The 19,256-nt window shown below is 66.7% G+C and carries 20 protein-coding genes; 9 read left to right on the forward strand and 11 right to left on the reverse strand.

Going from position 1 to position 19,256, the window contains the following annotated elements; translation table 11 throughout:
• Nucleotides 1–13: 13 nt before the first annotated feature.
• The 4 genes from BMW75_RS23030 to BMW75_RS23045 all read left to right on the forward strand — a co-directional run bounded on the left by BMW75_RS23030 (nucleotide 14) and on the right by BMW75_RS23045 (nucleotide 5,094).
• Nucleotides 14–661, forward strand: a complete 648-nt coding sequence (locus tag BMW75_RS23030) for an immunity 52 family protein (protein ID WP_254792105.1) — start codon at nucleotides 14–16, stop codon at nucleotides 659–661.
• Nucleotides 662–812: 151 nt separating this feature from the next.
• Nucleotides 813–3,467, forward strand: coding sequence for a DNA mismatch repair protein MutS (gene mutS, locus BMW75_RS23035; protein WP_254792106.1), 2,655 nt, complete (start codon nucleotides 813–815; stop codon nucleotides 3,465–3,467).
• Nucleotides 3,464–4,657 carry a ribosomal protein uL16 3-hydroxylase gene (locus BMW75_RS23040; RefSeq protein ID WP_092582012.1) on the forward strand — a complete coding sequence of 398 codons (1,194 nt, stop codon included), beginning with the start codon at nucleotides 3,464–3,466 and terminating at the stop codon, nucleotides 4,655–4,657. The genes mutS and BMW75_RS23040 overlap by 4 nt, the downstream gene beginning before the upstream one ends.
• A gap of 218 nt (nucleotides 4,658–4,875) precedes the next feature.
• Nucleotides 4,876–5,094 carry an endopeptidase gene (locus tag BMW75_RS23045; protein ID WP_076519999.1) on the forward strand — a complete coding sequence of 73 codons (219 nt, stop codon included), beginning with the start codon at nucleotides 4,876–4,878 and terminating at the stop codon, nucleotides 5,092–5,094.
• A gap of 93 nt (nucleotides 5,095–5,187) precedes the next feature.
• Here BMW75_RS23045 and bamC read toward each other — a convergent pair whose 3' ends face one another.
• The 4 genes from bamC to BMW75_RS23065 form a co-directional block, all read right to left on the reverse strand.
• Nucleotides 5,188–6,312 carry an outer membrane protein assembly factor BamC gene (gene bamC, locus BMW75_RS23050; RefSeq protein WP_092582013.1) on the reverse strand — a complete coding sequence of 375 codons (1,125 nt, stop codon included), beginning with the start codon at nucleotides 6,310–6,312 and terminating at the stop codon, nucleotides 5,188–5,190.
• A gap of 16 nt (nucleotides 6,313–6,328) precedes the next feature.
• Complete coding sequence (dapA, locus tag BMW75_RS23055) at nucleotides 6,329–7,234, reverse strand: 4-hydroxy-tetrahydrodipicolinate synthase (RefSeq protein ID WP_076519997.1); 906 nt, start codon at nucleotides 7,232–7,234, stop codon at nucleotides 6,329–6,331.
• Between the two features lie 88 nt (nucleotides 7,235–7,322).
• Nucleotides 7,323–7,970, reverse strand: a complete 648-nt coding sequence (locus BMW75_RS23060; RefSeq protein WP_076519996.1) for a site-2 protease family protein — start codon at nucleotides 7,968–7,970, stop codon at nucleotides 7,323–7,325.
• A 69-nt stretch (nucleotides 7,971–8,039) separates the two neighbouring features.
• The gene (locus tag BMW75_RS23065; RefSeq protein WP_076519995.1) at nucleotides 8,040–8,666 is read right to left on the reverse strand and encodes an L-threonylcarbamoyladenylate synthase; all 627 of its coding nucleotides are present in this window, start codon (nucleotides 8,664–8,666) and stop codon (nucleotides 8,040–8,042) included.
• 86 nt (nucleotides 8,667–8,752) lie between these two features.
• Between BMW75_RS23065 and BMW75_RS23070 the strand changes: the two genes are divergently transcribed.
• The 3 genes from BMW75_RS23070 to BMW75_RS23080 all read left to right on the forward strand — a co-directional run bounded on the left by BMW75_RS23070 (nucleotide 8,753) and on the right by BMW75_RS23080 (nucleotide 11,147).
• Nucleotides 8,753–9,604, forward strand: a complete 852-nt coding sequence (locus tag BMW75_RS23070) for a KPN_02809 family neutral zinc metallopeptidase (RefSeq protein WP_092582014.1) — start codon at nucleotides 8,753–8,755, stop codon at nucleotides 9,602–9,604.
• 245 nt (nucleotides 9,605–9,849) lie between these two features.
• Nucleotides 9,850–10,386, forward strand: a complete 537-nt coding sequence (locus tag BMW75_RS23075; RefSeq protein WP_254792110.1) for a hypothetical protein — start codon at nucleotides 9,850–9,852, stop codon at nucleotides 10,384–10,386.
• Entirely contained in the window at nucleotides 10,383–11,147 is a 765-nt protein-coding gene (locus BMW75_RS23080; RefSeq protein WP_076519992.1) for a DUF1828 domain-containing protein, read from the forward strand. Before BMW75_RS23075 ends, BMW75_RS23080 begins: the two co-directional genes overlap by 4 nt.
• 83 nt (nucleotides 11,148–11,230) lie before the next feature.
• Here the strand turns inward: BMW75_RS23080 and BMW75_RS23085 are convergent, their stop codons facing one another.
• The 3 genes from BMW75_RS23085 to BMW75_RS23095 all read right to left on the reverse strand — a co-directional run bounded on the left by BMW75_RS23085 (nucleotide 11,231) and on the right by BMW75_RS23095 (nucleotide 13,298).
• Complete coding sequence (locus BMW75_RS23085; protein WP_076519991.1) at nucleotides 11,231–11,506, reverse strand: hypothetical protein; 276 nt, start codon at nucleotides 11,504–11,506, stop codon at nucleotides 11,231–11,233.
• Nucleotides 11,507–11,737: 231 nt separating this feature from the next.
• A complete protein-coding gene (locus BMW75_RS23090; protein ID WP_092582016.1) occupies nucleotides 11,738–12,394 on the reverse strand; it encodes an N-acetyltransferase in 657 nt (218 codons plus the stop codon).
• Between the two features lie 175 nt (nucleotides 12,395–12,569).
• Nucleotides 12,570–13,298 carry an ArsR/SmtB family transcription factor gene (locus BMW75_RS23095; RefSeq protein WP_092582017.1) on the reverse strand — a complete coding sequence of 243 codons (729 nt, stop codon included), beginning with the start codon at nucleotides 13,296–13,298 and terminating at the stop codon, nucleotides 12,570–12,572.
• Between the two features lie 76 nt (nucleotides 13,299–13,374).
• On the opposite strand from BMW75_RS23095, the gene BMW75_RS23100 reads away from it, so the two are divergent.
• Complete coding sequence (locus BMW75_RS23100) at nucleotides 13,375–14,637, forward strand: MFS transporter (RefSeq protein WP_092582018.1); 1,263 nt, start codon at nucleotides 13,375–13,377, stop codon at nucleotides 14,635–14,637.
• Between the two features lie 11 nt (nucleotides 14,638–14,648).
• Here the strand turns inward: BMW75_RS23100 and BMW75_RS23105 are convergent, their stop codons facing one another.
• On the reverse strand, nucleotides 14,649–15,281 hold the full coding sequence (locus tag BMW75_RS23105) for an FMN-binding negative transcriptional regulator (protein ID WP_092582019.1): 633 nt from the start codon (nucleotides 15,279–15,281) through the stop codon (nucleotides 14,649–14,651).
• A 125-nt stretch (nucleotides 15,282–15,406) separates the two neighbouring features.
• Nucleotides 15,407–15,601 carry a hypothetical protein gene (locus tag BMW75_RS23110; RefSeq protein WP_076519986.1) on the reverse strand — a complete coding sequence of 65 codons (195 nt, stop codon included), beginning with the start codon at nucleotides 15,599–15,601 and terminating at the stop codon, nucleotides 15,407–15,409.
• 199 nt (nucleotides 15,602–15,800) lie between these two features.
• Between BMW75_RS23110 and BMW75_RS29545 the strand changes: the two genes are divergently transcribed.
• Nucleotides 15,801–15,968 carry a hypothetical protein gene (locus tag BMW75_RS29545; protein ID WP_172805878.1) on the forward strand — a complete coding sequence of 56 codons (168 nt, stop codon included), beginning with the start codon at nucleotides 15,801–15,803 and terminating at the stop codon, nucleotides 15,966–15,968.
• A 34-nt stretch (nucleotides 15,969–16,002) separates the two neighbouring features.
• Here the strand turns inward: BMW75_RS29545 and BMW75_RS23115 are convergent, their stop codons facing one another.
• Both BMW75_RS23115 and BMW75_RS23120 read right to left on the reverse strand, forming a co-directional pair.
• A complete protein-coding gene (locus BMW75_RS23115; protein WP_175493249.1) occupies nucleotides 16,003–17,397 on the reverse strand; it encodes a metal-dependent hydrolase family protein in 1,395 nt (464 codons plus the stop codon).
• A 29-nt stretch (nucleotides 17,398–17,426) separates the two neighbouring features.
• Nucleotides 17,427–19,247 carry an SLC13 family permease gene (locus BMW75_RS23120; protein WP_092582020.1) on the reverse strand — a complete coding sequence of 607 codons (1,821 nt, stop codon included), beginning with the start codon at nucleotides 19,245–19,247 and terminating at the stop codon, nucleotides 17,427–17,429.
• Nucleotides 19,248–19,256: the final 9 nt, after the last annotated feature.

The raw sequence follows: 19,256 nt of genomic DNA on the forward strand, positions 1-19,256 counted from the left end.
GATGCTGCGTCGAATGCAGACCATTACGAAACTACTGGCGCAGAAGTCCGACGGGTTGACTCAATGGTTCTCGCAAGGTGAGTCTATTGACGAGGCCAAGTTATATCCTGCCTTCGAAGGTGCCGAAGCATCGACCGCATTGCTCGCAGTATTGAATCAGGAATATAGACTTGACAAGTCGTTTACTGCCATTTCGATCTGGAATGGGGCCGACGAGCAACGCGACAGCGTGGCGCTTGAGCTGCAAGGCAACAATCAGAACAGATCATGCAGCCTCACCATCTCCTATCACAAACGCCGCGATGACCGTTTCGGCGGTGCAGATCCGGTAAAGGATATCGTGATGACGATGGCCCACTTGTTTGACGCCCAGTATGTTTCTGTCTGTCCGAGGTACTACTACGAGAAGCAAGTATTCGACGACAAGCCTGGCGTAGGCTGGATGCTCTATCTGCCCCAAGTCATCACCGCCGATCAAGTTCCGGAAGCCGAGGCCCTGATCCCAGTCCCGGCTGCCGGGAAGAAGCAGACCGGGACCATCATCGTCAGCGTCTCCGATGAAGTCTTTTCACTGGATAACCCCCGCCACGTTGAGTTGGCGAACCATATCGAGATGCGCCTGGTGAACGAAGATTTGTTGCCACGTTACGCAGACCTATAGGGAGGGTCTGAACGATACGTCAGTCGACCGGAACGCGTCGATCCATCGCGCCTGATTTTCACAATGCAGGAAAGTGGCGTACAGCGCTCGGGTCGGCAGACGCATCTTTGCCGCAAGGCGACCTTTCGCCCGCCCCGATACAATCACGGGCATGAATTCAGCAACACAAAACACCGCCGCCGACGCCCACGCGGGCCACACCCCCATGATGCAGCAATACCTGCGCCTCAAAGCCGAGGCCGGGCCGTTGCTGCTGTTCTATCGCATGGGCGACTTCTATGAAATGTTCTACGAAGACGCGGAGCGCGGCGCGCGTCTGCTCAATCTGACGTTGACCAAGCGGGGTTCGTCCAACGGGGTGCCGATCCCCATGGCCGGCCTGCCCGTGCATGCCATGGAGCAATACCTGGCGCGTCTCGTGGCCATGGGGGAGTCCATCGCCATCTGCGAACAGATCGGCGATCCGGCCGCCTCCAAGGGGCCGGTCGAGCGCCGTATCGTGCGCATCGTGACGCCCGGCACGTTGACCGATGACGCCCTCTTGCCCGCCAAGGCCGACCGCGCACTGGCGGCGGCCTTCGTAGGCGGCAGCGCCCGCGCGCCGCGCGCGGGCCTGGCGTGGCTGAATCTCGCCAGCGGCGAGTTCCGCGTGACCGAATGCGCGCCCGCGCAGCTGGAATCGGAATTGCACCGCATTGCGCCGGCCGAGATCGTGTGCGCCGACAGCGCCGAGTTCGATTTCCCGTTCGAGGGCGCCCGCTCCCGCGTGCCGGATTGGCACTTCGAGAGCGACGGCGCGCGGGCGCACCTACTGGCGCATTTCAAGACGGACACGCTGGCGGGCTTCGATATCGAGGACATGCCGGCCGGCATCTGCGCGGCTGGCGCCCTGCTGCGCTATGCCGCGCGCACGCAGTCGCAGGCGCTGGCGCACGTGCAAAGCCTGTCGGCCGAGCGGCCCGGCCAGTTCGTGCTGCTGGACCCGGTCACGCGCCGCAACCTGGAACTCACGCAGACGCTGTCGGGCGAAGACTCGCCCACGCTGTTCTCGCTGCTGGACGGCTGCCGCACGCCGATGGGCAGCCGCCTGCTGCGCCGCTGGCTGCATCACCCCTTGCGTGAAAACGAGCAGGCGCTGGCGCGTCAGCAGGCCATTTCGGCGCTGCTGGCGGGCCGGATGGACGTCGAGCAGACGTTCGGGTCCGCCGGGCTGCTCGAGTCCCTGCGCGCCGCGCTGAACGCGTTTCCCGACATTGAGCGCATCGCCGCGCGGCTGGCGCTGCGGTCGGTGCGCCCGCGCGAACTGGCCAGCCTGCGCGACGCGCTGCAGGCGTTGCCGGCGCTGGCGGACCTGGTTGAACCCATGTCGGCCTCGCCGCGCATCGGCGAGTTGGTCGCCCACCTGTCCGTGGATCCCGCGCTGGCCGCGCTGCTGATGCGCGCCATCGCGCCCGAGCCCGCCGTGGCCATCCGCGACGGCGGCGTGCTGGCCACGGGATTCGACGCGGAACTGGACGAGCTGCGCGCGCTGGCGGCCGACGGCGGCGACTTCCTGGTGCAACTGGAAGCGCGCGAGCGCGAGCGCACGGGCATCAGCAACCTGCGCGTGGAGTTCAACCGCGTGCATGGCTTCTACATCGAGGTCACCAAGGGCCAGACCGCCAAGGTGCCCGAGGACTACCGGCGCCGCCAGACGCTCAAGAACGCCGAACGCTACATCACGCCCGAGCTCAAGACCTGGGAGGACAAGGTGTTGTCCGCGCAGGATCGGTCCCTGGCGCGGGAAAAATGGCTGTTCGAGCAATTGCTCGATGTCCTGGCCGAGCACGTGCGGCCGCTGTCGGACTGCGCCGCCGCGCTGGCCGAACTGGACACGCTGGCCGCCCTGGCCGAGCACGCGCAGCGCCATGACTGGATCGCGCCCGAGCTGTCCGAGCAGGCCGACATCGACATCGAGGCCGGTCGCCATCCGGTGGTCGAGCGCGCCATCGAACGCTTCACGCCCAATGGCTGCCGCCTGGACCCGGCGCGGCGCATGCTGCTGATCACCGGCCCGAACATGGGCGGTAAATCGACGTATATGCGGCAGGTGGCGCTGATCGTGCTGCTGGCGCGCATCGGCAGCTTTGTGCCCGCCTCGCGCGCCCGGATCGGCAAGATCGACCGCATCTTCACCCGGATCGGCGCCGCCGACGACCTGGCGGGGGGACGCTCGACCTTCATGATGGAAATGACGGAGGCTGCCGCCATCCTGTCTGCCAGCACGCCCAACAGCCTGGTGCTCATGGACGAGATCGGCCGTGGCACGTCCACCTACGACGGCCTGGCGCTCGCCTGGGCCATCGCCTGCCGCCTGCTGGCGCACAACCGCGCGCTGACGCTCTTTGCCACGCACTACTTTGAATTGACGCGCCTGCCGGCCGAGCAGCCCACGGCGGCCAATGTCCACCTGGCCGCCGCCGAATCGGCCGGCGGCATCGTCTTCCTGCACGAAGTGCGCGAAGGCCCCGCCAGCCGCAGCTACGGGATCCAGGTGGCCCAGCGCGCGGGCGTGCCCGCGGCGGTCATCCGCCAGGCGACGCGCGAGCTCGAACGCCTGGAAGCCCAGGGCGCGCCCACCCCGCAGCTCGGCCTGTTCTCGGCCGCCGCCGAGGCGGACGCCCAGGCCTATGCGCAGGCCGAGCGCTCCGACGCCATCGAGGCGCTGGACGCCCTGCGCGAAGAACTCTCCGCCATCGACCCCGACAGCCTCACCCCGCGCGAAGCGCTGGATGCCCTTTACCGCTTGAAGAAGCACCTCCAATGAACCTCGATCACCCCCTGCCGCTCCTGGGCAACCAGAGCCCCAACGACTTCATGCGCCGCTATTGGCAGAAGAAGCCGCTGCTGATCCGCCAGGCCATCCCCGCCTTCAAGCCGCCGGTCACCATCGCGGCGGTCAAGAAGCTGGCGCGGCGCGACGACGTGGAATCGCGGCTCATCTGGCGCGAGAACGGCGAATGGCAGATGGAAAACGGCCCCTTCGCGCGCCTGCCCAAGGACAACGAGGGCGACTGGACGCTGCTGGTGCAGAGCGTGGACCTGCACAGCGACGCGGCCGCCGAGCTGATGGCCCTGTTCCGCTTCATTCCGGATGCCCGCCTGGACGACGTGATGATCAGCATCGCGAGCCACGGCGGCGGCGTGGGCCCGCATTTCGACAGCTATGACGTGTTCCTGCTGCAGGCTGCCGGCGAGCGCGAATGGCGTTACGGGCGTCAGAAGGACCTGTCGCTCGAGCCGGACCTGCCGCTCAAGATCCTGAGCAACTTCCAGCCCGAGGAAAAGGCGGTGCTGGCGCCGGGCGACATGCTGTATCTTCCGCCGCAGGCCGCCCACGACGGCGTCGCCATGGGCGACGGCTGCATGACGATATCCATCGGTTTTCGCGCGCCCACCCAGGCGACCCTGGCGCGCGGCCTGCTGGAAGCGGCCGCCGACCAGGTCATGGCCCGCGTGGGCCTTTTGGGCGGCCCGTATGGCGAACCGCCCCTGCCCGGCCCGAAGCTGTCGGCCGTCTATCGCGACCCGGCCCAGCCGGCGGTGGACACGCCCGCGGCGCTGCCCGACGCGCTGGTCGCCGCCACCCTGGAAACCGTGGAAAAGCTGCGCTTTGACGATGCCCTGGCCTCTCGCTTCCTGGGCTGCTGGCTGACCGAGCCCAGCAACCTCAGCGTGTTCGACGCGCCCGAGGACGTGGACGTGGACCTGGAAGAGGATTGGCCCGCCACCGGCCGTCTGGTGCTGGATCGCCGCAGCCGCATGCTGTATCGCGGCAAACAGCTCTTTATCAACGGAGAAACCGCCATGGCGCCCGCGGACGCGGCGTTGCGGATGTTGGCGGATATGCGTACCCTGGACTGCGGCCACCCCGCCTGCGCTCGCCTGTCTGACGAAGCGCGTTCCTGCCTGGCGGACTGGCTGGATTCGGGATGGATCCATTACCGCGCTGCGTAGTAACTGGAAACGCCAGCGTATCCGTGTCGCACAGAAAGAAATCAGGTCTGTAATCCGGGTCACATCAGGAAAGACATAACACGAAGCTGAAAGGTTTGTTGCCTTTGGGATGCGACCTATTTAACTTTCATACGCGATGCGGCCGAGCCTTCCTGTAGCCTGACTTCTGGTTTCCCCTAACGGGGTTTCAAGAGTCGTCATCTACAGGAGTCCAAATAATGATGAGCAAAACCTTGATTATTGCCTCGGTGCTGGCCGTTTCGCTCAGCGCTTGCAACAAGAAGGAAGATGCCGCGGCGCCGGCGACCAGCCCCGCTCCCGCCACGACCACGCCCGCCCCGAGCAGCACGCCGCCGGCGGCGCCCGCCCCGACCCCGGGCACCACGCCGGGTTCCGGTTCCACCACCCCGGGCGGCTCGACCACCCCGGCGTCGTAATCATTCAGGCACGAACCCCCGCACTGAAGACGCAAAAAAAAACCCTGGCATCCGAAAATGCCAGGGTTTTTTTGCGTCTTGCGGCGCGGGTGATTACATCTTGTCCTTCAGGACGCTCAGCAGACGCTGCGCCGTGGCGGTGTTGTCGGGCGCGCCATTCGCGTCCAGCACCGTGACCGTGGTCTGGTCGCCGCTGCCCGCGAGGTGGATGCGGTACTGCGGCGCCTGGGCCTGCTTGTCGCCGGAGAACATGCGGCTGAAGAAGCCCGGTTGTTCCATCTTTTCGCCGGTGTCGGTGTCGACATAGCGGACGAAGTAGTCGCCGGCCGAACGGTCGCGGTCTTCGACGGCAAAGCCGCCGCCATCCAGCGCCACGCCGACGCGGCGCCACGCACGGTCGAAGGATTCGCTGATGATGAGCGTTGCGCCCTGGGCACGGACAACCTGCTGCACGGCGGGCTTTTGCGGCGAGGCTTCGGCCTGCTGCACCAGCTTGCGCGCGTTGTCGACGTCGGTTCCCAGGTAAACCATCATGCGCGCCAGCATGGCGGCGTTCAGGCCGGGATCTTCCTTGCCGTTCTGCCACTGCACCTGCGCGCCGTCGTAGCCCACGCGCTTTTCGAGCATCTGGCGATGGCTGACGTAGATTTCGGTGTGGCCGTTGACGCGTTCGACGCGGGTGCGGAATTTCTCGCGCTCGCCGCTATCCCAGGCGGTTTCCAGGACGGCGCCCAGCGCTTGGCGCAGCCAGCTTTCGGGGATCTTGGCGCGGTTTTCGGCCCAGTCCGTTTCGATCAGGCCGGCGCCGGGATTGTTGGTGGCGACGGTGAATCCGTTTTCGGTCCAGAAGTCGACCAGACGGGGGAACACCTGCTCGGGCGGACGTTCCACGACCAGCCAGCGCAGGTCGCCGTCGCGCTCGACGCGCATGTCCTGGCGGTTGGGCAGCACGTTGCTCGTCTTAGGAGCGCTGGCCTGGGCCACGCCCTGCTGCTGGAACTCGGAGAAGGTGGTCGACCCGGAAGCGGGCGCTCGATAGCGCGGATCGCTGTTGGCCTGGGTCAGGTCGGGCGGGATGCTAAGGGGCTCTCCGCGTTGATTGACTGCGCTCTTGTAATCGACCGATTCTTCATTGCCCAGGAATTGGTTGACCTCGGAGCATCCGGCCAGCAACACCAGAGACATCAATGCCGACAAACCGGCATGACGTTTGTTCATACGTTTCCTCACGATATTAGAGCAGTCCCGTTTCCTGGAGCGCAGCGCGCACCGTTGCGTGATGCTGCGAGCCCAGTTCAACCAGCGGCAGCCGGTAGCCGAGCGCGCTGCGGCCCATTTCGGCCAACGCCCACTTGACGGGGATGGGGTTGGCTTCAACGAACAAAGCCTTGTTCAGACGCGCCAGGAACGCATTAAGTTCACGAACCTTGGGCACGTTGCCAGCCAGGGCGGCGGCACAGAGATCGCGCATGAGCCTGGGGGCCACGTTGGCCGTGACCGAAATGTTGCCGCGCGCGCCCAGCAGGATCAGGGCCGCGGCGGTGGGATCGTCCCCGCTGAAGACCTGGAAGCTGGCGGGCGCCTCGCGCAGCAGCAGGCCGCCGCGGGCGATGTCGCCGGTGGCGTCCTTGATGCCGATGATGCCCGGCACCTGCGCCAGGCGCAGGACGGTTTCGTTGCTCATGTCGGCAACGGTGCGGCCCGGCACGTTGTACAGAATGGTGGGCAGGTCGACGGCTTCCGCGATGGTGCGGAAGTGGCGGTACAGGCCTTCCTGCGAAGGCTTGTTGTAGTACGGGACGACGGACAGCCCGGCCTGCGCGCCCACGGCCTTGGCGTGGCGGGTCAGGTGGATGGCTTCGTCGGTGGAGTTGGCGCCCACGCCAGCAATGACCGGAATGCGGCCGGCGGCATGTTCGACGGCAACGCGGATCAGTTCCGCGTGTTCTTCCATGGAGACCGTGGGCGACTCCCCGGTGGTGCCCACCACCACCAGCGCATCGGTACCTTCCTGGACGTGCCAGTCGATCAGCGACCGGTAGGCAGCGTAGTCCAGGCTGCCATCGGGTTGCATTGGGGTGACCAGGGCCACCATGCTGCCCTGGAAATTAACGCCTGCGGCGGTAGCAGGGGATGCCATAGATGAAGGGCTCCAAAACCCCGCAGCGGGATTGCCCCGGGGCCAAATTCAGTGAAACAGCTGAGTTTAACGGATATTGGCTGGAATCTTACAGAAACCACTGAACGATTGTCGTTCCCAACCCGAGCACCGGCTGCATCAATAACCAGAGCACATCGGTGACGAGCAGGACGATGACGATTACCAGTCCGTAGGGCTCGATTTTGGAGTATTGCCAGGCCAGCCGGTTGGGCAACAGGCTGAACAAAACGCGTCCCCCGTCCAGCGGCAGGATGGGCAGCAAGTTCAGCGCCATCAACACAAGGTTGACGTTCACGCCCGCCACGGCCATCTCGAACCAGAAGCTTTCGTGCAGGCCGCTTTCCATGAACAGCCGCAGGGACAGCGCCCACAGGATGGCCATGAACAGGTTGGCGGCCGGGCCGGCCAGCGCGACCCAGGCCATGTCCTTCTTCGGGCGGCGCAGGCGGCCGAAGTCCACCGGAACCGGCTTGGCCCAGCCGAAGAGCAGGCCGGGGCTGCCCATGAGCTTGGACGCCAGCAGGATGGCGACCGGCACCAGCAAGGTGCCGACGGGGTCGATATGGCGCGCCGGGTTCAGGCTGACCCGTCCGGCCTCGTAGGCGGTCGGATCGCCCAGCATGCGCGCCACGTAGCCGTGCGCGGCCTCGTGCAGGGTGATGGCGAAGATGACCGGTATCGCGTAGACCGCAATGGTTTGGATGATGTCATTCATGGCGAACCGGATTGTAGATGAGCCGCACGCCGGCGCGGCGTGTCTCGCATGGCGAGGCGATGGACGGGATCAGACTAGACCCAGGGTGGCGGGATCGCCGCGACCCACGCGCACCACGACCGGGTCGTCGCCGGTCAGGTCGATGACGGTGGTGGGCGATTGCGGGCAGGCGCCCGCGTCGATGATGGCGGCCAGGTCGTGGTCGTAGCGCGCGCGGATTTCCTCGGCGTCGTTGAGCGCGTCGGTTTCGTCCTTGGGGATCAGCGTGGTGGACAGCAGGGGCGACCCCGCCTGCTCCAGCAGGCCCAGCAGGACGGCGTGGTCCGGCACGCGGATGCCGATGGTCTTGCGAGACGGATGCGAAACGCGCCGCGGCACTTCCTTGGTGGCTTCCAGGATGAACGTCCAGGGGCCGGGCGTCGCGGCTTTCAGCAGGCGGTATTGCTTGTTGTCGACGCGCGCGAAATGGCCGATTTCAGCCAGGTCGCGGCACAGCAAGGTGAGATGGTGGCGTTCGTCCAGCCCGCGCAGGCGGCGCAGCCCGTCGGCGGCGGCCTTGTCGTCCAGCCGCGCCACGACGGCGTAACTGGAGTCGGTGGGCACGGCCACCAGGCCCCCGTCGTTGAGCCATTGGGCGGCTTGCTTGAGCAGCCGCGGCTGGGGATTTGCAGGGTGGACGGAGAAGTACAAAGCCATGGGTTTATCCTAACATCCTTGAAGGCCGCTCAAAATAGCGCGGCGATGCAAAATGGCGGTAACGCCGAACCGCCCGGAGAACCAGTATGCGCCTCGATCGATCGCGCCAGAGCGAAAATGTGGAAGACCGCCGTTCCAGTGGCCCCCGAATCGGCGGACGCGGCACCATCGGCATAGGCACGATAGTACTTGCCCTGGTCGCCATGTATTTCGGCGTGGACCCCAGCGTGGTCCTGCAGATGGCCGAAGGCCCGCCCACGCAGCAGGAAGCGCCCGCCTCGCGCCCCCCGGCCAATGATCCGCAAGCCGTCTTCGTGTCCAAGGTTCTGGGCGAAACCGAAGACGTCTGGACGGCCATTTTCCAGAATGAACTGAACCGCCAGTATGTCGAGCCCAAGCTGGTGCTGTTCCGCGGCGCCACGCCCACGGCCTGCGGCACCGGCCAGTCCGCCATGGGCCCCTTCTACTGCCCTGGCGACAGCAAGGTATACATCGACCTGTCGTTCTTTGACGAACTGCAGAGCCGTTTCAAGGCGCCGGGCGATTTCGCGCAGGCTTACGTGATCGCCCATGAAGTGGGACACCACGTGCAGCACCTGCTGGGCATTTCGGATCAGGTGGACAATCTGCGCCGCCGCAATCCGGCGCAGGCCAATGCGCTGTCCGTGCGCATGGAGCTGCAGGCGGACTGCTTTGCCGGCCTGTGGGCGCAGCGCGCCGATGCGGCGCGCAATATCCTTGAAGGCGGCGATGTGGAAGAAGCCCTGGCGGCCGCGACCGCCATCGGCGACGACCGCCTGCAGAAGCAGACCCAGGGTTACGTGGTGCCGGACGCCTTCACCCACGGCACGTCCGCGCAGCGCGTGCGCTGGTTCAAGCGCGGCCTGGAAAGCGGCAGCCTGAAGCAATGCGACACCTTCGGCGCGTCGTCTCTGTGAGGTCCGGGGTGAAGTGCTGCATGAAGTCCTGCATGAAGTCTGGCATCCGCCCCAGCATGTGTTTTCCCGGACCGCGACATTGACTGTATATCCATACAGCAAGCCGACCCGCCCGGTCTTCATCTTGTAAGATTACGCCCCCTCGCAATGCTGCGCGCGCGTGTCTGTCCCGCGGCGCGGCGGGGCGCAGCGCATGCATGGCGCAAGACGTCACCGCGCAGTCCCAAGACCCTAACTCTGTTTCCATGGCCAACAAGTTCGAACCGCTGATCACCGTTGATGAGGTGCAAGAGATCCTTGCCGAACCCAAGGAAACCGCCAAGCCGATCCTCTGGACGCCGAAGCCCGGCGCGGGCAACGTCCAATGGATGGAATTCAGCAGCCCCTGCAAGGTCAAGGGCGACGTGCGCGAGGATGTGATCTTCCGCACCATCTACCGGGGCGCGCGCACGGCGGTGCATGGCCAAGCCACCATTTTCCTGACGGAAGCGTTCTGTGCCAGCCTGTTCGTGGGTCCGCACCGCGTATACGGCGTGGACACCGACGACTCCTTCCACACCAGCCTGGTGGGCTCGGACCGGCCGCATTACCGCAAGCCGCTCGCCGACCGCAGCCATGAACACATCTGGGTCGAAGAAGGCGAAGGCTATGCCGAACCCGTCGTGCCCGCCCTGGACACCATCGGCGCCCTGATGCAGTATTTCCTGCCGCGAGCGAACCTGACGCTGGCCGGCGGCTTTGCGCATCCCCTCAAAGGCCGCCAAATCGAACTGATCCTATGAGCAATTTCCTGGAAGCCTCCGGCTGGACTGTCCTGCCGGCGGGCGAACACGCCATCCGCGCCGTGTCTCCCATGACGCTGGGCCTGGATGGCCAACATGCCGCGTTCTTCATCGCGCATCCCGACGAGTCCTCGTTCTACCTGACCGACGCCGGTGAGACGGCGATGCACGCGTCCAGCTTCGGCATCGAGGTGGCGGCCAAGCGCATCGATATCCTGAACGAGACGCCGGGCGTCACCCTGGCGCAATTCGACCGGTCCGGCGCCATCGTCGCGTCGGGGCCCAACGAACAACTGCAGGAAGCCCTGTGGGACGCCGTGAAGCTGGCGATGGCCCTGTCGTTCCAGTGCGCGAAATGGATGCCCCGCTTCAGCCAGTTGCGCTTTCGCGCCCAGGTGGGCCGCGCGCTGGCGGAAGGGGTGGGCGTCAACCGCATGGTCAAGGGCGCGCGCGCCAAGGGCAGCAGCGGCCACACCGCCGATTTCGCGTACGCGGTGCGCGCCGCGGGCAGCACGGCGCTGACGTACATCGAGCCCATCGCCCTGAAGGCCGGCAAGAAAATGGATTGGACGCAGGTCTACCAGACCCACGGCAAGATGTCCGACGTGAAGATGGCCGATGCGCGCAACTCGCGCATGGTGATACTGGAAGACGGCGCGTCGGCCGAGGAATTCAAGAAGGCCGTGACGATTCTGGAACAGTCCGCCACCGTGCAGACGCTGGCCAAGACCCGCGACTGGCGGGAAGTCTTTTCCGCGTAACGGCGAACAGGCCAATAGGCGAACAGGCGAACAGGCGAATAGGCGAATAGGCTAAAGGCAAAAAGCGCCAGGCGGCGCGTCCGTCAGGACGGCACGTTCGTCAGGCCGTCCACGATCTCCCGTCCGTGCAGGATGGCTGCATGGACGGCCTCGCGCGGGCTGTAGACGAAACCGCCCTCGGCGAATTGCGGAACCGGGTATTCGTCGCCGCCTTCGAGGATGGCGCCTGCCTGGACGACCATCACCGAGGCGGTAAAGACGGGGCCGCTGGCTTGGGCCTGAAGCTCGATAGTGCCGTCGCCCCGGGAAACCTTGGCCGTAAGGCGGTATCCCTTGTAGATCAAGTTGTTTTGATGCACTTCGGTAGTCCTCTATCTACCGTCGAGCATACTCCGCGATTTCATGACAATCCGGATAAGTTTTGTAACTCCAGCAGAAACTGGAAACACTATTGCGCCCAATTAGTAGCGTCCCCGTTTCTCATATATTGAGAAGCGCCGCTGGGCGGCGGCGCGATATTCAGTGTTGGCGCGGCTTTCGAGCCAGCACCGGGCTCGCGTCACGCGACGCCCGGCCCGGAAATCCGGGGATTACCCTAGGGTGTGTTGCGAAAGCGCATCCTGGGACGCAATCATCCCTGTCGCGCGCATGTAAGCGTCCAGCGTCCAGCCCTTGCCCAGCAGGATCATGCGGGTGTGCAGATCCTCCCGCACGCCGGGACTTACCTCGCGCCCCAGGTAGGTCAACTGCTTGCGGCGCAGGTCCACGAAGCCCAGCGCGTAGTCGCGCGCCAGCCCCATCCACAGGCGGTGCGCGCCGATCGACTGGCGAGCCCCGCTCAGGATGCACAGGCCCGCGTCCAGCGCCCACCGGTACACCGCGGTGGCCAGGCCCATGCCCTGGTACGGGGCGGCGTACTTGGAATGCGGGGCGCGCACATAGGGATCGGCGCGCCGGCCCACTTCGATCAGGCGGTTGAAAACGGTGTAGCCCGCCAGCCGGCCCCGCCGCGCGTCCACCACATACACGTAATACTCGCCGTCAGCCTCGCGATAGCGAAGCACAATGCCAGGGATGTCGGTCTTGACCTCCGGCAGTCCATGCAGGCGGTCCATGGGACGATTCATGCGGTTGTGGATGGCATCGAGTTCCTTGTCCACTTCCTGCGGGCAATGGTTAACGTCGATGCGCAGTTCCGTCACGATCTGCGAGACGTGACGGAAAGCGTGCAAGGCCAGCGTAGGCAAGGCCACCTCCTGTACAGGGTAGTAAAGCTGTCCGCGAGGGACGGGAAGACGTAAAAAAAGCCGCATCCGCGGCTCAAAGGGTTGTGGGCGGGTGCGCCGCCCGCTGGGGCGGCATATCGGCGGCATATCGGCGGCGATCGGCGGCATGTTCGGGCACATGGCGGCGGGGAAACGGTCAGGCTGCCGCATGCGTGTCCCTCCGCGCCGCGGGCTGTGCGTCCGCAGGGCCGAAAAAAGCCGGGAACTGCCGCTCGCCCTTGGACGTGACGCGCAACGCGCGCGAGTCCAGGTCCTTGCTGACCCAGCCGCGCGCCAGCAGCGCGTCGAGCAGCGCCGCCCCGAGGGCGCCGCCCAGATGCGAGCGCCGCTCGCTCCAGTCCAGACACGCGCACGCAAAGCGCCGGCGCCGCAGGCGCGCCTGCGCGACGTCCACGCCCACCTGCGCCAGCGAGGCTTCGCCCAGCGGAGTGAGCGCATAGTCGCGGCCGTCGGGCAAAAGCCAGCAGCGGGCGAGCATGGCGTCATGGATGCGCACGGCCAGCGTGCCCGCCATGTGGTCGTAGCAGGTGCGGGCGTCGCGCAACAGGGATGGCGTGGAGGGCTTGAACGGCGCGCGATCGGCGCCCGCCACCACCAGCAGGGCCTCCAGCGCGCGGCCGACCTCGGCGCTCGCCAGCCGGAAGTACCGGTGCTTGCCCTGCACCGCCATCTCGACCAGGCCCTGCTCGCGCAGGCGCTGGAAATGGCTGCTGGCCGTGGACGCGCCGATGTCGGCGGCCGCGGCCAGCTCCGTGGCGGTGCGCGCACGCCCGTCCAGCAGCACGCACAGCATGCGCGCGCGCGCCGGGTCGGCGATGGCGCCCGCCACGGCGGACAGGTTGATGTCGGCGAATCCGGATTCCATGATTCGGGGTGGACCAAAGTGTTGTGTGTCAGGCGTAAGCATACTTCGACTCATCAAAACTTGCCCCCCGCTGCTCATGCCCTCCTCTGCCCCCTTCTTCGGCTGGAAAGTCCTCTACGCCACCTTCGTGCTCGCCATCTTCGGCTGGGGCGTGGGCTTTTACGGACCGCCCGTGTTCCTGCACGCCGTGGTCCAACGCACCGGCTGGAGCGTCGCCCTGGTGTCGGGGGCCGTCACGCTGCACTTCCTGGCGGGCACGGTGGTCGTGGCCAACCTGCCGCGCCTGCACCGCCGCGTCGGCGTGGCGCGCACGACCGCGGGCGGCGCGGTGCTGCTGGCGCTGGGCGTGGCGGGCTGGGCCGTGGCGCAGGCCCCATGGCAACTGTTCGCCGCCGCGGCGCTCAGCGGCATGGGCTGGGTCACGCTGGGCGCCGCAGCCGTCAATGCGCTGATCGCGCCGTGGTTCGTGCGCCGGCGCCCTGCCGCCCTGGGCATGGCCTATAACGGCGCCAGCGTGGGCGGCATCGTGTTTTCGCCGCTGTGGGTGTTCCTGATCGCGCAGGCCGGCTTCGCGCAGGCCGCGCTCTGGGTCGGCCTGGCGATGGTCGCCGTCATCGCCGTCCTGTCGCGCAGCGTCTTCTCGGTGACGCCGCAGCAGCTTGGGCAGGAGCCCGACGGCGACTCGCCCGACAAGGCAAAGCCTGCCGCCGCAGCGGCGCCCGCGCGCGTCGGCAACCTGTGGCGCGACCGGGCCTTCCTGACGCTAGCTGCCGGCATGGCGCTGGGCCTGTTTGCCCAGATCGGGCTGATCGCGCATCTGCTGTCGATGCTGGCGCCGCTGCTGGGCGCACAGACGGCGGGACTGGCAATGGGGCTCGCGACCGCAAGCGCCATCGCGGGACGCGCCGCCGTGGGCTGGCTGATGCCGCCGGCGGCGGACCGCCGCAAAGTGGCCTGCGCGGCCTATGCCGTGCAGATAGGCGGATCGCTGGTGCTGATGCTGGCCGCGGACCATGCCTGGGCGGTGTGGGCCGGCGTGGTGCTGTTCGGGTCGGGCATCGGCAACGCCACGTCCCTGCCGCCGCTGATTGCCCAGACGGAATTCGCCCGCGAGGACGCGGCGCGCGTGGTGCCGCTCATCGTCGCGCTGTCGCAGGGCGCCTACGCCTTCGCGCCGGCGGCGTTCGGGGCGCTGCGAACCGTGTTGCAGGCGTCGGGACTGGCGCTCTTCGGGTTCCTGGCGGCGGCAGCGGTGCTGCAGGCGGCCGCCATCGTCTGTTTTGCGGCCGGACGCGGCGCGCGCGGGGAACGGGCACACGCCGCGCCAGGCGCGGGTTGACCCGGCCAGGGTCAGCCGCCCCCGCCGCGCCGCGCCACCAGGCCGGCCATGACCGCATCGCCGCGTTCGCTGACCAGGCCCTCGGCCACGCCATGGCGATCGGCCGCCGAACGGTTCTGGCTGACCTTCCATTTGCCTTCGATGCGCGAGATGGGGATCTCGACGCCGACAATGGCGCGCATCTGCGCGGCGATGAAGTCGGCGGGCGCCTCGTCCACGGTCCAGGGCTGGACGCGGGCCTTTTCCTGTTGTGCCGTCAAGGCATCGAGCTGGGCGCGCAGCCAGGCCGGGTCGTCCTGGATCACCGGCGTGCCCCACACGTGGACGGCCACGAAATTCCAGGTCGGCACGACCTTGTGCGTTTCCGCCTTGGTGGCGTACCAGGAGGGCGTGATGTAGGCCTGCGCGCCATGGAACGCCACCAGGCATTCGCCGCCGGCGGCCAGCTCGGCCAGCTGCGGATTGGCGCGCGCCACGTGCAGGCGCAGGACGCCCCGCGGTCCTTCCGGATAAAGCAGACAGGGGATGTGGTTGGCCATCAGCCCCCCGTCACCGCTGGTGATGAGCACCCCCAGCGGATGGGCGCGGATGAACTCGTGCTGGACATCCAGGGAATCTTCGCGAAAGGCGGCGGGCAGATACATGATGGCGGCGCGACAGGTCGGGGAAAAGCGACAACATACCGCCATCGTGGCACCACTGAAAGAGCCACCGAATCCGCGATTCATGGAACCAGGGCGGTTTGCGCGCCGCGCTCGCTGCGGGGCCGCTATCGTCGCGAGCGCTCGTAGGCGTCGTTCATCCGGTCGCGGGCCTGGGTCTCGTGCGCGTAGGCGCGGTCGTAGTTTTCCAGGCAGCCCGGTGTGGGATTGGGCCACTTGATCGCGGCGATCGCCGCGGTGAGCTCGTCGCGCGCGCGCTGCCATTCCTTGACGGCGGCATACCATTCGTTGGCGGTGTCCATAGATGTCTCCTTCTATGTGCACACACCGATCGTAGTCCCGTCCGATCCGCCAGGACAACGATTTTGCATGGCGCGCTAGGATGACGCGCGCCGGAAATTTCCGCCCGCATATCACGATGTAATGAATATTGACGTCAACCCTCACTTACCCAGGGCCACGGCTAATGCTACTGTTCCGCCTGTGCAAGGAGTACATGCAATGGATCAGAAAACGAAGCCCTGGGCATTTCCCAAACCCCACCCCGAAAACACCCCTCGCGGCGAGCGCAATAAACAAGAGTTCGACACGCCGCCCCAAGACCAGAAGCCCGCGGCCAAACCGCGCGCCAAGAAGCAGACCCCTGCGACCGGACGGGCGCGTCCGTGACGCTGCCGTCCATCCCGGTAGCCCGGCGGCGATCTCACCGGACGGGCACGGTGTCCTTGTAGATCACGCCGTCCTTCATGATCACCAGGAAGTTCCTGTCCGGATCCCCGATCAGCTTGATGTCCTGCAGCGGATCGCCATCGACCAGGATCAGGTCGGCCAGCGCCCCTTCCCGCACCACGCCCAGGTCGCCGCGATAGGGATTGCGCTTGCCCGACAACTTCAACAGTTGCGCATTCGTGCCCGTCGCCATGATCAGCGCCTGCGCGGGCGTGTACCACCGCGTCAGGCTCGCCAGAATCATTCCCTGCTGCTCGGCTAGCCGGCTTGAAAACAGGATGTCGGTGCCGAACGCCGTCTTCAGCTTGTGCTTGATCGCGAGCTGGTAGGTGCGGTCGGTGCCGGCAAAGACCTCCTGCGCCTTCAGCCACTGATCCGAGCCCTGCGGAAACGCGTTGGCCAGTTCATCGGGAAACGGCTGCGTGCTCAGCCAAACGCCCGCCTTGGCCATCGCCTGCGCCGTGTCATCGTCCATCAGGCTGCCGTGCTCGATGCTCAGCACGCCCGCCTTGACTGCCCGCTGGATCGCCGTCGGCGTGTAGGCGTGCACGGCTACGTAGGTGCCCCAGTCCGTGGCGGCGTCCACCGCCGCCTTCAGCTCGGCCTCGGTGAAGGTCACCACGTCCAGCGGGCTGTGCGGCGACGACACGCCCCCACCGCCCGTCAGCTTGATCTGCGTAGCGCCCTGCATGAGCTGCTCGCGCGTGCGCAGGCGCACTTCGTCGGGACTGTCGGCGATGGTGCTGTCGCCGGCAAGATCATGGCGCGCCCCCGGCGCGCCCAGCTTGCGCGGCAGGTCAGCCATGGACCGGAAATCACCATGCCCGCTGGTCACGGTGATCATCGCCCCGGAGGGATAGATGCGCGGGCCGGGAATCACGCCCTGGTCCACCGCCTGCTTCAGGCTGAAGGCCGACCCGCCCAGGTCGCGCACGGTGGTAAAGCCGCGCATCAGCGCCTTGCGCGCCTCCACGCCCGCGACGATGTTCAGGTAAGCGGCATCCTGAGTCAGCGCCACCGCCAGCGGCACGCCCACGAACATGCTGTGCCAGTGCATGTCTATAAGCCCCGGCATCAACGTGCGGCCGCCGCCGTCGACGACGCGCGCGCCCGGCGCGGAAAGCGCGTCCCGCGACACTTTCTCGATCACGTTCCCCTTGACCAGCACGTGGCTCGCCGGACTCAGCTCGGCGGACACGCCATCGAAGATGCGCACGTTCTGGAACAGGATGCGGGCATCCGGCGCGGGTTGCGCGCTGGCAGGCGTTTGCGCGGGGTCCGGCGCGGCCGGCATTTCGTGGGAAAACACGGCCGGAACGCCAAACAGCAGCGATGCCGCGGCGATTGCAATGCCAGTCCTGACAGCCATAAGCGCGCCTCTTGGTAGGGATTCCGCCCTCAGGACGGGAACAGGATCGGGATCAGCGTCACGCTGACCACCAACGAAAACACGGTCAACGGCGTTCCGACCTTCAGGTAGTCGGCAAAGCCGAAGCCGCCCGCCACGCTGACCAGCGCATTGGACGGCGTCGACACCGGCGACATGAACGCCGCGGACGACGCGATGGCCACGGTCATCGCGAAGGCATAGGGCGACGCATGCAGGCTTTCGGCGATGCTGATGGCGACGGGCCCCATCAGCACGGCCGTGGCCGTGCCGGAGACGACCATGCCCAGCGTGACCGTCGCCACGAACACCAGGGCGAGCTGCCCGTAGATGCCCCAGTCCCCCGAATAGTGCAGCAGGAACTGCGCGGCCAGATCCACGCCGCCGCTGCGCTTGAGCGCCAGCGCGAACGGCAGCATCCCCACGATCAGGATCAGCGCCCGCCAATTAATCGAGCGGTACGCCACGTCCAGCGTCACGCAGCCGAAAAGTCCCATCATGAGGCCGCCGATCAGGCCCGCCATCACGTTGGGCACCCAGTCCGTCAACATCAGGAAAATGACCGTGGCCAGCGACAGCAGCGCATGCAGGGCGCGATTGGGCACGGGCACCAGCGAATCGGCTTCGACCGGCATCGCCAGGCTCACCAGGTCGTGTTCCTCGGCCTGCAGGGAAAAAATGCCGGCCCACGGCCCGACCACCAGCAGTGTATCGCCCACCCGCATCTTGGTATCCTGCACGTCGCTCAGGGCCTTTGCGCCGCGCCACAGGCCCACGATGAACAGCCCGTGCCGCGCCAGGACGACGGAATCGCGGGCGCGGGCGCCGACCAGCCGCGATTCGGACGGGACGATGACCTCCACCATCCCCACGTCGCGCGCCTGGTCCGTGAAATACACGCCGGACATCGCCAGCCGCTTGAGCACATGGCGGCCGCAGAAGCCGTCGATGTCGAACCCCTCGGCGTCCATGTCCAGCAGCAGGACGTCGCCGGGTTCCACCACGTCATCCGCCGTGGCGCGCATCACCGACCGCGCAAAGCGCGAACTCCGTTCGATGGCGATGACGCGGGCCGCCTTGCCCAGCTCGTCCGCGCAGACGCCAAGGCGCCGCCCGACGAGGTCGGAGTGCTCTTCCACCAGGAGGCGATAGGCCCGGTTCTGCAGGGAATACTTCGTCGCCCAATCGCCCAGGCTGGGCCGGTTCGCGGCGCGCGGGCCCTGCCCCGCGTCGATCAGCCGCCGGGCAAACAGCATGTAGGCCAGGCCGCCCGCCAGCACCACCACCCCGATCGGCGTGAAATCGAAGAACCCGAAGCCCTCATAGCCCGCATAGCCCAGCGCGCTGTTCAGGACGAGGTTGGGCGTGGTGGCCACCAGCGTCAACATGCCGCTGATGGCGGCCGCCGTGCCCATCGGCATCAGGATGCGCCGGCTGGCCATGCCCGATTTGCGCGCGATCCGCAGCACGATGGGGATGAAAATCGCGACCACGGCGGTGGAACTCATGACCGCGCCCATCGATCCGACCGCGCCCATCACCAGCAGGACCAGCCAGCCTTCGCTCTTGCCGCCATGCCGCAGCAGCAGGTCGCCCACCGCCTGCGCGACGCCCGTGCGCACCAACCCTTCCCCGACGACGAACAGGCACGCGATCAGGATGATGTTGGGATTGGAAAACCCGGCCAGCGCCTCGCGATAGGTCACCGTGCCGCTGAAGGGAAGCAAGACCATGACCAGCAGCGCGACGGCATCGGACCGCGGCCGCCCGATGACGAACAGCACGACCGCCGCGCCCAGGATGCCGAGGACTATCGCCAGTTCGCCGCTCATCGCCGTGTG

The organism is Achromobacter sp. NFACC18-2 (genome assembly GCF_900108985.1).
GTDB lineage: Bacteria > Pseudomonadota > Gammaproteobacteria > Burkholderiales > Burkholderiaceae_B > Achromobacter.